We start from the raw sequence: 14,937 nt of genomic DNA on the forward strand, positions 1-14,937 counted from the left end.
GGGGATTATTATGGCTGAGAAATCTTTATACGAACGTTTAGGTGGTATTTACAGTATCGCAGCTGTCGTTGACCATTTTGCTGATGCATTAGCTAAAGATCCAGTTGCTGGTGAGTCTTCCGACAACCCTTATCTGAAAGAGTGGTATGCAAATGAAAGTTGGCGTGCGGCGGGCTTCAAAGTTTTGACGACATTATGGGTTTCGGAGAAAGCTGGTGGGCCTCATCATTATGTCAGCACAGTGCCTAATGACGGATCACTCGATTTGGAACCTACACATTATGACATGAAGCTTACTGAAGAAGAATTCGATGCAGCAGGCAAAGTATTAGCTGAAACGCTTGATCACTTCGACGTCCCTGAAAAAGAAAAGAATGAAGTGCTTGATGCATTCACAGCACATAAGGAAGAAGTCATCAGCGGAACAATCAAGTAATTGAGTTGTTGATCGCTTTGAAAACTAGAGGATTCAGTTGAATATGTTAAAAAGGTTAATTTAAATTAACTGAAGTTATCACGACCGATGATATACTGGAAGTACCGAAGTAATGAATAAAATTAGAAAAGGCTGGCAGAGTCTGATCTGAACCCTGCCAAGTTGACAGATGAAATAATATAAATGTTTCCCGCCTGAGAATGGAGATTCTCAGGCGTTTTTCTATGCCGCCAATGCCCTGAATTCCAGCGGACTCAATCCCTTGAATTTGTGTTGCGGTCTGTGGTGGTTGTAAAACTCAATATAGCGTGTAATGTCTTCTATAATTGTTTGATAATCCGCATAGTACTTCTGCTTGCGTCTGATATGGAACCGTTCCGATTTGATTTTTCCCCAGAATGCTTCAATCGGGCCATTATCGATGCATTTTCCGACACGGGACATGCTTTGTTGAATCTGCTGGGCATCCAGAATCTTTTTAAAGCCGTATGAGGTGTACTGGAAGCCACGGTCACTGTGCACAAGCGGCGTTGCCTGCGGGTGCTTTTGAATCGCAGAAGTGAATGTATCAAAAACAAGCTGATTATTGTTTGAACGGCCGAATTTGTAGGCCACAATACTGTTGTCGTACAGATCGATGATCGCGCTCAAGTAGGCTTTCTCTCCGTTCAGCGCTTTGAATTCAGTCACATCGGTGAGCCATTTCTCATTCACATGGGCTGCGTGGAACGCTCTGTTCAATACGTTCTCAGCGACCTGTTGCGGTGTGTGGGGGACGTATTGTTTCCTTTTGATCCGGGTCACCGATTTCAAGCCCATCCGTGTCATCAGCCGATAGATGCGTTTCCTGTTATACCCCGTCCTCAAGGATTTGTTGACCGCATGGCACATCTGACGATCGCCATAGATGCCGTCCGTTTCAACATAGATTTCGGCAATCGCACTGGCCACTGTGTCATTCTCTGCTTCAGCGTGGGGCACGGGGCGTTTCTGATATTGATAATACGCTTGTCTTGAGATGCCTGCCGTATGGCATAATTCAGAGATGGCATAGCCTTCATTATGCAACGTAGTGGATCGTCTACACTTGATTGGACAACTCCTATGAGGGAGGCTATTGTTAAATCAAAAAAGTAGGCGATTTTTTTATGACAAGAACAAGAAGAACCTTTACCCCAGAGTTTAAACTACAGATCGTGCGATTATTTGAAAATGGTAAACCAAAGTCCGAAATTGTACGGGAATATGATCTAACCCCTTCATCATTGGATAAGTGGGTCAAAAATCATCAGGCGACAGGCTCTTTCAATCATTTAGATAACTTATCAGATGAGGAAAGAGAAATGAGAATGCTTCGGAAAGAAAACCAGCAACTTAAGATGGAAAATGACATTTTAAAGCAAGCAGCGCTGATCATGGGACGAAAATAGATGTCATTCGTGAGAATGCCAAGAAATATTCAGTATCAGCAATGTGTAAAGTCCTAAAAATCCCAAGAAGCACCTATTATTATGAGCTGAGCAAACAGACTGTTGATGATTCAGACGATATCATCAGTCATAAAGTAGTTGAAATATTTAATATGAATCGTCAGTGTTTTGGAACCCGTAGAATTAAATATGAGTTAAACAAACTTGGACTCAAAGTCTCTCGAAGACGTATCGGTCGTATTATGAAATCAGAAAGATTGGTATCGTCTTATACTTCATTGAAATATAGAACTTATCCATCACCATCAAATGAGCGGAATATCATGAATAATCTCGGTAGAAATTTCATTAGAAAGGCACCAATGGAGGTGCTCGTCAGTGATTTGACCTATGTAAAAGTATCTGGAAAGTGGCATTACATATGTGTATTTATTGATCTATTTAATCGTGAGATTGTCGGACATAGTACAGGTCCGAAAAAAGATAGCCATCTCGTGTCAGCAGCGCTGAGTGCCATTAAGCATGATTTAAGACAAGTTCAAATGTTCCATACAGACCGTGGAAAAGAGTTTGATAATTATCTGATTGATGACGTGCTTGATACATTTGGCATACAAAGATCACTGAGTATGAAAGGCTGTCCTTATGACAATGCTGTTGCTGAAACGACATTTAAAGCGATGAAAACTGAATTCATCAGACAATATAATTTTAAATCTCTACAACAGTTGAAAATTGAACTATTTGATTATGTAAATTGGTATAACAATATTAGACCACATGGTGCGCTAGGTTATATGACACCGAAGGAGTATAAGAAAGAACTCTATATAAACTGTCTAGAATACTGTTGACATACCATAGTGATGGCAGTGTGGAGCGTGTGACTGGGAACCCGGCTGTATTTTAATCCCTCTCGAGTTCCTCCAACTTTTTTAGCAGGGCGTTCTCCACCTCAAGCTTTCGTTTATCTGCTTTGAGCATGGAAATTTCTCTGTTCAAGCGGTCCGTCTCAGTGAGCTGGTCTTCTGATTTTCCTTTTCCGCGTCTGTCCTCAAGGCCGATTTCACCATATTCCTTGTATTTCACAATGATATTCCGGGCCTGCTGGTAACTCACCTCAAATCTTTCGGCAAGTTCACGATAACTGATATCCCCCTGTGCATGATACTGCGCAATCTCAACCCGTTCTGCGTACGTTGTTTTCCGTCCCTTGGTCAATGGTGAAGCTCCCTCCCGCGTCGTTCTTATTTCTTCACCATTATTGTAACGTATAATCCAATTCCGAACAGTTGTTTTCGACGGTATGTCATATTTGTGTGCGAGTTCGTGAGTGGAGATCATTCCATTCATATATTCTTTTGCGACCATTTTTTTAAAGCCGCGGGTATATGTTCTATGCCTGTCCCGTTTCTTTAATCCCTCAGCACCATGCTTCTCATACTTTATCCGCCACTTTCTAAGTGTCTCAACAGACACCTGATGCTTTGTGGATATATGGCTTGGACTGATGCCTACCCTCAATTCCTGAATCATTTTCAGCTTTTCTTCAAATGAATAATATTTGTCAGTCATAAAAGAACCCCCTCCAGGTTTACAGATGTTTTATTTCATCTGTAAACCTGGAGGGGGTCAAATCAGTCCTTCTGTCAGCCTTTTCTAGTTAAAGCAAGTATTATTTTTATTTATAAGACAGAAAGGCATTTCTTTATTCTAGAGTAATATTAAGGAATAAAATCCCATTAATTTTAAAAAATCTACATGAAAAATATTCATGTATTAATAAATCATCAAAGTAGATAACTAAGAAAGTATACAAGAAAAATTGGGCTACCGTTCTCCAAAAGCAGTTGGAGAACGGTAGCCTAATAAAGATGTCATGTAAGCTTAGGTTAATCATTTAGGCTATTCTTCTTTTTATATCAGATTATAGCTCGCTTTCATCTATACCTGCATCTTTTTGTGCCTGATATTCTTTTTGTTCTTTACTGAGGTACTCTTTCATCCGATGCTTGTTCGGGGTAATAGTGAGACCCAGATATTTCCTCTCTTCGTTGGCATCCTTATAGAATGAAATCATCATCATGATGATTACGAAGCTAAACGGTAAGGCTGCTATGATGGCTGCAGATTGGAGGGCTTCTAGACCCGTTTCCCCACCTGATAGGAGCAGCACATAAGCAATCGAGGACAAGCTGACGCCCCAGATGATCTTCAATTTCGATGAAGGACGCAATGAACCATTTGATGTCTGCATACCTATCACAAATGTAGCAGAATCTGCAGACGTGATAAAGAATGAAAATATCAATATAATCGCTATGATCGAAAGCGGCAGGCTAAGTGGTAACTCATTCAGTATGGCAAATAACTGTGTTTCTGGACCGAGTTCAACTATCGATGGTACTTCTTTAGCAATTTCAACGCCAGTAACACCAAATACCGTAAACCAGATAATGCCGATAGTGGTCGGTACGGAAATAAGGGCAATAACAAATTCACGAACAGTACGGCCTCTTGATACACGTGCGATGAAGATACCTACGAATGGGCTCCAACTTAACCACCAGGCCCAGTAGTAGATTGTCCATGATTGAAGCCATTCATTTTTATGAGTGTTAGTCGGGGCTGCGTCAAGGGTCTTCGCCAAAAATGTATTGAGGTATTCTCCAGTAGCAGTTGGCAGCATATTTAATATGAGCATGGTCGGGCCTAGTATAAGGACGGTTATGAGTAGTATTCCTGCCAAAATCATATTGAGATTGCTCAAATATTTGATTCCTTTTGACAATCCGCTCCATGCACTGATGAGGAAGAGGACTGTGACACCAGCAATAATTGCGCCTTGGGCGGTCAGATTGATTGGAAGGCCGAACAACTGATTCAGGCCACCGTTGATCTGTGTAGTGCCGACACCAAGTGAGACAGCCACTCCGATCACTGTAGCAAAGACAGTGAGCACATCGATGAAGACTCCGATGGGTCCGTCGACTTTATCACCTAATATTGGGCGCAAAGTCTTAGAAAGCAGTCCAGGTTCACCTTTTCTGAACTGGGAATAGGCGAGTGCCAAGGCAACTGCACCGTACATGCCCCATGCGTGTGCTCCCCAGTGGAATATAGTTGCACGGATGGACTCATGCAAGGCCTCTTCTGTTTCTGGACTAGCTGTGGCTGGTGCGACGAAGTGTGCAATGGGTTCGGATGTACCATAGAATATGACACCAATTCCCATACCTGCACTAAATAGCATGGTCAACCATGAACGGGTGCTGAACTCTGGCTCATGGTGCGGTTTGCCCAACTTTAGTTTTCCGATGGGGCTAAAGACAAGGAAAATACAGAAGAACAATGTGATGGAGGTAATGATCATATAGTACCATCCAAAGTAGTCACCTACCCAATTTGATATGGCTCCGGCAACAGCTCCAAATGATTCTGGGTTGATTGCACCGATAATTACCAGCAAAGCAATTATTAAAACCGAATACTTGAATACACTGGACGACTTTTTACTTTCGGGATCTGAAGAATTCTTCATTGACGCGCTCCTTATTGTTTGTGGAATATTATATAATCCACTTATTTTTTACTACCTGATAACATGAAAGACCTATCAATGTTAACAAACTTAAATAAGAAGGACAATTTTATTTTTATAATTGGTGCTCAATTTTATAACGTATAGCGTTATTATTAATGTATTGGATATGCAAAATCTTAAATAGAATAGCTTCATGGAATAGTCCAGTCATGTAGTGGCTTGGAGATTACATAATTAGATATATATATAAGCTCAATTCTCTCATTTGAAGCGAGAAAACTGAGCTTTATTGTATGAATTTCTATTTATCTTATCTGGTCTAAATAAACATTAGAGGGATTATGAGGCAGCCTCCCCTATTTATTACCTAACTTGTTATTAATTTTTTTGCTTTCTATCAACACGATAATATAGGAGACCGTGTAGATGATAAGCATAATGATTAATGTCAAGCTTGCAAAGGATAGAATATCCACTGACGTGAGTGCTATCCGCCCGTTAAACAATGCAATTATCGTGAATGAAGTAATTCCTACCGCTAGTTGGATTAGTGTAACGAATAACTGCGATAAATTTGTATAGTGTAGCATAGAGGCAAAGCCTATCATCATAGAGGCAATCCATACGGAGATGATTTCTTGAGGATGAAGCACTTCTACTGAACCTGAAATCCCATTCAAAAGATATATGAAGCTCCCAAGGCCGACGGCAACTGAGACATTTTTTATTATGTTCGTTAACATCATATTCCCAACCTTTCTTTTAATGCTCCAACATAGCGTCTTGAAATACTGATTTTTTTATCGTTCTTCATGCGTGCAATCAAGTTTCCGGAAAATGAAGGTTCGACACGGTCAATCATTTGAATATTCAACATCCCTGATTTTGACACTTTTAAAAATGTCTTGGATTTCATTTCTTCCATCAACGCACTCAAACTTTTGTTTGTCGTCGCGATTTGTTTATCATTTGTATATATGGTCAATGTTCTACCCTGCACCTCTGCGCAGATGATGGCCGATTTCTGAACCATCAAATACTCCTCTTCCGAGCGGATGACGAGGTTCTCCTTATCGGTTGTAAAATAATCTATGTAGGATATGATGCGTGCGCCTACATTAGCTGTACTAGTGTGGATTTTAATTTCATCACGCCGATTGTAAAATTAAGCTAGACACATAAAACGGTCACACATGATACACTCAAAATGGTTTTCCGACAAAAGAAATCATAGGAGTGATCATGCATGACCTACACCCATATTACCATGGATGAATTAGTATTCATAGAAGCCTATTTCCAACACGGAACTACCGTGGCTCAGATTGCGAAACGGCTCGGACGTGCCCGGCAGACTATCCACAATGTCATCACGCATTTCAAGGCCGGGCACACCGCCATCGACTACTATCAGCGCTATAAAGAAAATAAGAAGCGATGTGGTAGAAAACAAAGTGTCTTGCCGACCAGTCAACGGAAGTACATCGAAGAGAAGGTCGCTCAGGGCTGGACACCGGATGTGATCGTCGGCCGGCAGGAGATGCCAATTGACTGCTCGGGTCGCACGCTGTATCGCATGTTCAAACGGGAAACCTTTGATGCGGCCAAGCTGCCAATGCAGGGCAAGCGAAAACCGAATGGCCATCAGGAACGCCGGGGCAGACAAGCCTTCAGGCGTAATATCTCTGAAAGAGTGGATGACTATCCCACTTTCAATGAAGAGTTCGGCCACCTTGAAGGCGACACCATTGTCGGTGTCCGTCACAAGAGTGCGGTCATCACGCTGGTTGAGCGTCTGTCAAAAGCCATCATCACATTAAAACCCAAAGGCAGAACCGCACTGGATATTGAGTCTGCCATTAATACATGGTGTCAAAAGATGCCTAGAAACCTATTCAAATCCATCACCTTCGATTGTGGCAAGGAGTTCTCCAACTGGCAGTCGATGAGCAATCGAAATGATCTATCCATCTACTTTGCCGATCCGGGCACACCATCACAGCGGGGATTAAACGAACATTCCAACGGCTTGCTCAGAAGGGGTGGCCTGCCTAAAGATATGGATTTCAACACGGTCGACCAAGCTTTTATCTCATCGGTTGCCGCCAGAAGGAATCATATCCCAAGAAAATCATTGAACTATCGTACACCATTGGAAGTTTTTTTGGGTTACATGGGTGAGAAAGAACTGTCTAGCTTATTTTGACAAACGAAATCATCATTTAATTGCGCATCGATTATCAATTCAGTTTTCATGGAAGTCCTCCTTACTACATAGTGCATTTATAATTGAGCCAAGCACTTACCTGGATTAAAAAGTGATAAGTGAAGTTCTTGAGTTGTTAATACAAGTATATAATGAAAAATACTATTGTCGGGCATTTTTGTACAAGCGGTCATAAATCATACGCAACCGGTCAATCGAAGTGAATAATATACTAAAAAAACGATGAATAATTGAAATGGGTAGAGGCATCAAAGAGAATGTAAGTGGGTATATTTAGGGAAGAGACGAAAAAGAGATATATGATTAGTTCTAATTTAAACTGATGCAAATCATTAAAAAGGTGGAGATTTGGAATGAACATTTTACTATTAGGTGCGACCGGACGGGTCGGCAGCCATATATTGAAACATGCACTTGATGAAGCGCACCACGTCACAGTCCTTGTGCGTGATGCAGAGAAATTACAAAGTGAAAGCGCGAATTTAACAGTTGTCGAGGGTAATGTAATGAACAGGTCAGATGTACTGAATGCGATGAACGGTAAAGACATGGTGATCAGTGCACTTGGTACGGATGGCACTACTACGCTCTCAGAAGGCCTCCCTTCAGTTATAGAAGGGATGGAAGAAAGAGGCTTAAAACGTCTCATCACCATCGGGACTGGTGGGATATTGAACAGCAGGACAGAGCCCGGGTTGTTGCGTTATCAATCGAACGAATCGAAAAGAAAAACGACACGGGCGGCAGAGGAACACCATAAAGTCTACAACCTCCTTGAAGACTCACAACTTGATTGGACGATCGTCTGCCCTACCTACTTGCCGGATGGTGAATATACGGGTCAATATCGGGCAGAACGTGACTATCTTCCTGAAGGTGGTAAAATGATTTCTGTTCCTGACACGGCGGAATTTGCATACAGCCAGATAGAGGATGAGAGATATATAAGGAGCCGCGTAGGACTGGCGTATTAATATCCCTTGCGTCTAACGGCACAACCCTAATCAGACGACAGGTCTATTTAAAATATTAAATAGACAATAGACATATATTTTCCAGGAGGCGCATATGTATGAAAAACGCTGAACAACTTAAATCTGCACTGAACAAACTGGACGGACAGAAGTACGGCACCTATAAACAGTTGAAAGGGACTTATCAGTTCGACCGCTTCAAGTTGGCAATCGATCACGTACAGGTCGACCCTTACGCCCCGCCATCCAAAATGCGGATTATAATGAATCGTGATACAGCAGGAATTCCAGCCGAATTGCTCGATTCAAAGGACAAAATCATAGCAGTAGCGGATTTTCTGACACGTGCATTTGGTGAGAGTATTAAAAAACATAAAAACGGCGCTAAAATGAACAGTAAAAACATCAAGATCCTGATTGACCGCCCCGGTGAAGAAATTTTGGAGCGGACTTCTGTCGTCATCGGTGAACATGAGCTCGAAGTACGCTTCGAAGTCGGTCTGCCGGCTGCAGGCCGGAGGATTCTGGGCAAGGCAGCAGCGGATATAATTACTGGTATACTGCCTAAAATTGCAGATGACTCCCTGCTGTATCAGAACCTTGACCAGAAAGGACTTGAGAAGCAGGTGAGTCTGGTGCTCGATCAGATGCATATTCGACAAGTGCTTAATCAAAAGAATCTAGTGGCATTTGTGGCGAACGGTGCCATCCTGCCCCGCAATAGCGGTGTATCGGATAAGCCTTTAGAGGGGGCGGTGCCTTTTTCAAGCCCAGACAATCTTAAGGTTACAATCGATCTCCCGAGCGGAAATGCAGTTACAGGGATGGGGATTGCTGAAGGCATCACCCTGATCGTCGGGGGTGGCTATCACGGCAAGTCCACCCTGCTCCAAGCGTTGGAACGCGGTGTCTACAATCATGTTCCGGGGGACGGCCGCGAGATGGTCATTACACGGAGTGATGCAGCGAAGATCCGAGCGGAAGATGGCCGTAATATCGAGAAGGTGAACATCAGTACATTCATCAATAATCTGCCTGCGAAAAAGGATACACGCGCCTTTTCAACGGAGAATGCGAGCGGCAGTACATCCCAGGCTGCGAATGTGATGGAGGCACTGGAATCAGATGCCAGCCTCCTATTGATCGATGAAGATACTTCAGCGACCAACTTCATGATTCGGGACGCCCGGATGCAGAAGCTCATTGCCCCTGATAAAGAACCCATCACACCTTTTTCCGAAAAGGTGAAACCATTGTACGATGATGAAAATGTCTCAACCATACTGATAGTAGGCGGCTCCGGCGACTATTTCGATGTCGCGGACCAGGTGCTGATGATGGATGAATACAGGTTGAAAGACGTGACGGATGCCGCAAAGGAAATTGCTGCGTCAGATGCAGATAAAAAAGGAAATATGTCAGACGAGAAATTCGGCGAGATCAGCCAGAGGATTCCACTGAAGTCAGGGTTCTCGAAATCCGGAAAAGATGATCGGCTGAAAGCAAAGGGGCGCACTACGATAATGTATGGCAAGGAGCCGATTGAGTTGGCAGGGCTGGAACAGCTTGTAGATGACAGCCAGACGAACTGTATTGCAGTCATGATTGATTATCTCAGACACAACGTACTGGATGACACTCTGACATTATCCGAGGCCTTCGACCAGGTCTACAAGCATATGGAACGTAATGGACTGGATGCGCTCTCGCCCTACTCCGGTCATCCTGGTAACTTGGCGCGGCCGAGGAAGCAGGAATTCATCGGTGCACTCAACCGTTATCGCGGTTTCAAAATCAAAGGATGACCTATAAGGACTTTTATGAAAAGTACACAAACCAATATTAAAGAAGGATAGATTCGATCAACGAATCTATCCTTCTTTTTTGGTTTCACATATTCTATTGCTGCAGTTTTCCGGCCGTGTATCCGCCATCGACAGGTATCGTAACCCCACTGATCTGTCTGGCCAAATCCGAGCATAGAAACATAACAGCGTTGCCCTGGTCCTGAGGGGTCGCCATCTCACCTCTAGGCAGGGATTCGAGCACGCCATTATACTGTTCAGGATGACTCTCCGCCCATCCTTCAATCGCTGGAGTGATTGTGGCACCCGGAGCAATTGCGTTTATCCTTATATTCTGTTTGCCGTATTCGAGTGCGACTGATTTCGTCAGTCCAACTACACCGTGTTTAGAGGCGGTGTATGGAACCATATTTGGAGACCCTTCCAGGCCGGCTCCTGAAGCGGAATTGACGATGGCGCCGCCACCTGTCTTCAGCATCGCATTGACTTGGTGCTTAACGCAGTAGAAGACGCCATATAAGTTTATTTTTATGGTCTTATCCCAGTCTTTCGCGTCCATATCTCCTATTTTGACCTGGCCTGCATTGATGCCGGCATTGTTATGGGCAAAATCCAACTTGCCGAAAGCGGAGACGGTTTCATTCACCAGTGCTTCAACCTGTGTTTCATCACTCACATCACATTTGAAGAATTGTGCCTCGCCTCCGTTGTCTTTTATGATTTTGACGGTTTCCTGGCCGCCTTCTTCACTGATATCGGATACCATCACTTTCGCACCCGCTTCTGCCAAAGCAACAGCGCTTGCACGCCCGATGCCTGAACCAGCTGCTGTGACGAGCCCGGCTTTATCCTTCATAAGTCCTGTCATGGGAACATCCCTTCCTTAAATGGTTTTACATCATTATATTATCCTAACTTTGGATTTGGAGAAAATAAAATGACATGCAAGAAAAATGGCGATCCAATCCGACAAAGGAATGCATCACCATTATCTTATCTTATAACTCTTTATCTTTCTGATCCATAAGCTTATTGTATGCTTCAAGATACGTTTTTTCTGAATCGGAAGCCCGATCCATCGCATTCATGGCTCTGTGCCATAGTGGATAGATCGGCTCTGGTTGCGTCAGATCATTTATCTGGACGATTTCATTATCCGTCAGCTGCAAATCGTACGACGCAATATTTTCCTCAAGCTGAGCCTTGTTCCTCGTACCAAGAATTACAGAATCGACATTCGGTCTGTCCCGCAGCCAGGCCAAGACGACTTGCGGAACAGTGGCGTTATGGCCGGAAGCCACGTCCTGAAGCATTTCGACGAGATCAAAGAATAGTTTTTCATCTTTGACATAAGGTTCCCCCCAACCTTCACCTTGGCGGGTACCTGGTTCTGCTTTTTTATCTCTTGAAATCTTGCCGGTCAACAGACCTTCACCAAGCGGTGACCATATCGTATTGCCGATGCCCAGTTCTTTTGCTGCGGGCAGCAGTTCATACTCCGCTTCCCGGGATTCAGGCGTGTAATAGATCTGATGGGCAATTGGTGGCATCAAATTATTTTCAACGGCGAATGTGTGGGTTTTGGCCAAGGCCCATCCACTGTAGTTGGACACACCCCAGTATCTGATCTTGCCTCTTCTGATGAGGTCATTCATCGCCAGAACGGTTTCTTCAACTGAAACCTGGCCATCCCATACATGGACGTAATAAAGGTCCAGGTAGTCGGTGCCGAGCCTATTGAGTGTCTCATCGATGGATGCCTCGATATTGATGCGGGTCGCGCCGACATCATTCGGATTATCGGTCAGCTGGAAACCTGTCTTGCTGGCGATCACCATATCTTTGCGCTTATCCCGAATTGCTTTGCCGAGCACAATTTCAGCATCACCCTTGGCGTAAAGGTTCGCAGTATCGAAGTGGTTGATGCCATGCTCCAGGGCATAGTCGACCAACGCATCTGCGGTACTCTGATCCATGTCTCCTGCGGCTTCAAAACCTTTCGTTCCGCTGAACGGAATGGTTCCGAGTGCATATTTGGACACGTTCAGACCAGAATCTCCTAGTAGTCTATAATCCATCTTCATCCCTCCATTGCTTTTTCTCTACCCTGCTCTTAATTTAGTAAAACTTGAAGACGAGATGTCATCCCATCACCCATAGAATCCTAACCATTTCATTCGATATGCTGCCGAAGTGATATATGCTAGAATACATGCAAGCAACAACTATTGGCAAAACAGCAGAAGGGGCGGTAATATGTCGAATGAAAAAGACGAAATCATTTTGCGTGGTCTTAGAGCGAATAACCTGAAGAATATCGACCTCAACATCCAAAAGGAAAAGATTACGGTTTTCACAGGCATTTCGGGTTCAGGGAAAAGTTCTGTCGTCTTCGATACACTCGCAACGGAAAGCAGACGGCAGATGACAATGAATTATCCGATGTATGTAAGAAATCAGATGCCTCGATACGAACGTCCGAAAGCGGACCTGATGAAGCAACTCAGCTCCGTGGTCGTCGTCGAACAGCGGCCGATCAGCGGAAATTCCCGCTCGACAGTCGGTACGTATATGGATGTCGACCCACTCATCAGACTTTTGTTCTCACGCATCGGCGATCCCCCGATTGAATCTGCAACGGATTTCTCCAATCAAAGTTCTTTCGGAAAATGCCCATCGTGCAACGGTTTCGGTGAAATTGTCGCTCCCGACCTCCATAAATTGGTCGACGTCGATAAATCGCTGAAGGAATATGCGGTACGGTTCAAGCCACTGTCGCCATCTGGCTGGCAAGGTAGATGGATGATTACAGGAGAATTGTTCAATCCCGATATTCCAATCAAAGAATTTTCAGAAGAAGACTATCAACTCTTCATCTATGGACCACCTGAAGGGGAGCGTGTTTTCGCCCCCTTCCACACTAAAGACGGACCGCATCCTCATGAATGGGATGGCTTGCTGCCACGCTTCACGCGCCTGTACATCAATCGGGATGTATCAAAACTCGCCCAGACTTCACTGGATGACGTGTTGGAGATGACCAGCCGGCAACCTTGTCCGACATGTCAAGGCTCCGGATTGAATCCGGAAGTATTGGCATGCAAGATCAATGGTTCTAACATCGCAGATTATGATGGATTCGAGCTGATGGAATTATTGACGGAGCTTGAAAGGATCGACGACCCTATTGGTTCTGCAATCGCCCTCCAAACAATCCCCTCCATCAGACAACTTATAGACTTGGGGCTTGGCTATCTGAGTCTCTCCCGGAAGATGGAGACGCTCTCCGGTGGAGAGGCCCAACGTGTAAAAATAGCGCGTCACCTAGGCAGCAGCCTGAACAACATCACATATATATTTGATGAGCCTACTGCGGGTCTACACCCGGAGGAAGTGGCATTGCTCATACAGATGCTGGAGCAGATTAAGGCGCAACATAATACTGTCGTCGTCATTGAGCATGACACCTCTGTCATCAAGGTTGCTGATGAAATTGTTGAAATGGGCCCAGATGCCGGGACGCATGGCGGAGAAGTCATCTATCAGGGAGATCAACAAGGCTTGGAGCAGTCCCCCGCTGCGACAACGCTCCAGCGTACAGTTGAAATCAATGAACAACCGCGTCAGGCTGAAGAATCGTTTTCCATCAAACATGCATCAATGAATAACTTGAAGGATATAACAGTCGATATCCCGAAAAATATCCTCGTTTCTGTCTGTGGGGTATCCGGTTCCGGCAAGAGTTCATTTATGCTGGAAGCATTTCCTGGGAAATATCCAGAAGCAATTATGGTCGGTCAAGCACCGATCGGCATCTCGAGCCGTTCGACACTGGCCACATATATGGGGATCATGGACGATATACGGGCGATATTCGCGCGGGAAACAGGCGAGCCTGCCGGATTGTTCAGCTTTAATTCACTGGGCGCCTGTCCAGTCTGCGACGGCAAGGGAATCACTAAGCCGGATGTCGCGTTTGCCGACCCTGTCACGGTGACTTGTGAGGCTTGTGGGGGCACAAGGTATTCCGACGAGGCATTGTCACATTCGTACAAGGGGAAGAATATCGTGGAAGTTCTCGACCTTACAATCGAGGAAGCGAAAGCCTTTTTTGAACTGCCGAAAGTGATAAAACGCATCAGTACTTTAATGGATGTCGGCTTGGAATATCTAACCCTCGGACAGACCACAAGTTCCCTGAGCGGAGGAGAAGTGCAGCGGCTGAAGCTGGCGAGCCATCTGAAAAGAGAAGGACAGATCTATATTCTGGATGAACCTTCCCTAGGTCTGCATGCGCAAGACAACGATAAACTGCTTGATGTCTTCCAACGTCTTGTGGATCAAGGGAATTCAGTCATCATCATTGAGCATAATGTCGATTTCATAGCGGCAAGTGATTGGATAATCGAACTTGGTCCGGGTGGAGGCAAGAATGGCGGTGAAGTGATTTTTGAAGGAACGCCACAGAAAATGGCTACTGCTGACACACTGACTGCAAAGTGGCTGAGGCGCTGAAGGCGT

General features: G+C 44.4%; 13 protein-coding genes. 6 read left to right on the forward strand and 7 right to left on the reverse strand.

The window, feature by feature from the left end:
- Positions 1 to 10 precede the first annotated feature (10 nt).
- Positions 11 to 436, forward strand: a complete 426-nt coding sequence (locus tag ACZ43I_RS00200) for a group I truncated hemoglobin (RefSeq protein ID WP_344700749.1) — start codon at positions 11 to 13, stop codon at positions 434 to 436.
- 222 nt (positions 437 to 658) lie between these two features.
- Here the strand turns inward: ACZ43I_RS00200 and ACZ43I_RS00205 are convergent, their stop codons facing one another.
- Positions 659 to 1,504 (reverse strand): IS3 family transposase, encoded by an 846-nt coding sequence (locus ACZ43I_RS00205; RefSeq protein ID WP_464761624.1) that lies wholly within the window; start codon positions 1,502 to 1,504, stop codon positions 659 to 661.
- Between the two features lie 80 nt (positions 1,505 to 1,584).
- Between ACZ43I_RS00205 and ACZ43I_RS00210 the strand changes: the two genes are divergently transcribed.
- Positions 1,585 to 2,720 (forward strand): IS3 family transposase gene (locus ACZ43I_RS00210; RefSeq protein ID WP_344703116.1). Its coding sequence is split into 2 segments (ribosomal slippage): positions 1,585 to 1,831 and positions 1,831 to 2,720, totalling 1,137 coding nucleotides; the frame shifts between segments, so codons are not numbered across the junction.
- A gap of 52 nt (positions 2,721 to 2,772) precedes the next feature.
- On the opposite strand, the gene ACZ43I_RS00215 is transcribed toward ACZ43I_RS00210, so the two are convergent.
- From ACZ43I_RS00215 to ACZ43I_RS00230, 4 genes are all read right to left on the reverse strand, one after another.
- Positions 2,773 to 3,441 carry a transposase gene (locus ACZ43I_RS00215; protein WP_344703107.1) on the reverse strand — a complete coding sequence of 223 codons (669 nt, stop codon included), beginning with the start codon at positions 3,439 to 3,441 and terminating at the stop codon, positions 2,773 to 2,775.
- Positions 3,442 to 3,793: 352 nt separating this feature from the next.
- A complete protein-coding gene (locus ACZ43I_RS00220; protein ID WP_344703155.1) occupies positions 3,794 to 5,407 on the reverse strand; it encodes a BCCT family transporter in 1,614 nt (537 codons plus the stop codon).
- Positions 5,408 to 5,766: 359 nt separating this feature from the next.
- Positions 5,767 to 6,156 (reverse strand): DUF3021 family protein, encoded by a 390-nt coding sequence (locus ACZ43I_RS00225; RefSeq protein WP_464761626.1) that lies wholly within the window; start codon positions 6,154 to 6,156, stop codon positions 5,767 to 5,769.
- Positions 6,153 to 6,443, reverse strand: coding sequence for a LytTR family DNA-binding domain-containing protein (locus ACZ43I_RS00230; RefSeq protein WP_344703153.1), 291 nt, complete (start codon positions 6,441 to 6,443; stop codon positions 6,153 to 6,155). The genes ACZ43I_RS00225 and ACZ43I_RS00230 overlap by 4 nt, the downstream gene beginning before the upstream one ends.
- A gap of 213 nt (positions 6,444 to 6,656) precedes the next feature.
- On the opposite strand from ACZ43I_RS00230, the gene ACZ43I_RS00235 reads away from it, so the two are divergent.
- The 3 genes from ACZ43I_RS00235 to ACZ43I_RS00245 all read left to right on the forward strand — a co-directional run bounded on the left by ACZ43I_RS00235 (position 6,657) and on the right by ACZ43I_RS00245 (position 10,416).
- Positions 6,657 to 7,616 (forward strand): IS30 family transposase, encoded by a 960-nt coding sequence (locus ACZ43I_RS00235; RefSeq protein ID WP_464761595.1) that lies wholly within the window; start codon positions 6,657 to 6,659, stop codon positions 7,614 to 7,616.
- Positions 7,617 to 7,990: 374 nt separating this feature from the next.
- The gene (locus ACZ43I_RS00240; protein ID WP_344700690.1) at positions 7,991 to 8,611 is read left to right on the forward strand and encodes an NAD(P)-dependent oxidoreductase; all 621 of its coding nucleotides are present in this window, start codon (positions 7,991 to 7,993) and stop codon (positions 8,609 to 8,611) included.
- Positions 8,612 to 8,709: 98 nt separating this feature from the next.
- Positions 8,710 to 10,416 (forward strand): ABC-ATPase domain-containing protein, encoded by a 1,707-nt coding sequence (locus ACZ43I_RS00245; RefSeq protein ID WP_344700691.1) that lies wholly within the window; start codon positions 8,710 to 8,712, stop codon positions 10,414 to 10,416.
- A gap of 94 nt (positions 10,417 to 10,510) precedes the next feature.
- On the opposite strand, the gene ACZ43I_RS00250 is transcribed toward ACZ43I_RS00245, so the two are convergent.
- Together ACZ43I_RS00250 and ACZ43I_RS00255 are read right to left on the reverse strand one after the other, a co-directional pair.
- Positions 10,511 to 11,284, reverse strand: coding sequence for an SDR family NAD(P)-dependent oxidoreductase (locus tag ACZ43I_RS00250; protein WP_344700692.1), 774 nt, complete (start codon positions 11,282 to 11,284; stop codon positions 10,511 to 10,513).
- Positions 11,285 to 11,414: 130 nt separating this feature from the next.
- Entirely contained in the window at positions 11,415 to 12,494 is a 1,080-nt protein-coding gene (locus ACZ43I_RS00255) for an aldo/keto reductase (RefSeq protein ID WP_344700693.1), read from the reverse strand.
- A gap of 178 nt (positions 12,495 to 12,672) precedes the next feature.
- Between ACZ43I_RS00255 and ACZ43I_RS00260 the strand changes: the two genes are divergently transcribed.
- The gene (locus ACZ43I_RS00260; RefSeq protein WP_344700694.1) at positions 12,673 to 14,931 is read left to right on the forward strand and encodes an excinuclease ABC subunit UvrA; all 2,259 of its coding nucleotides are present in this window, start codon (positions 12,673 to 12,675) and stop codon (positions 14,929 to 14,931) included.
- The last annotated feature ends 6 nt before the right edge of the window (positions 14,932 to 14,937 follow it).

This window comes from Salinicoccus jeotgali, from assembly GCF_055379195.1.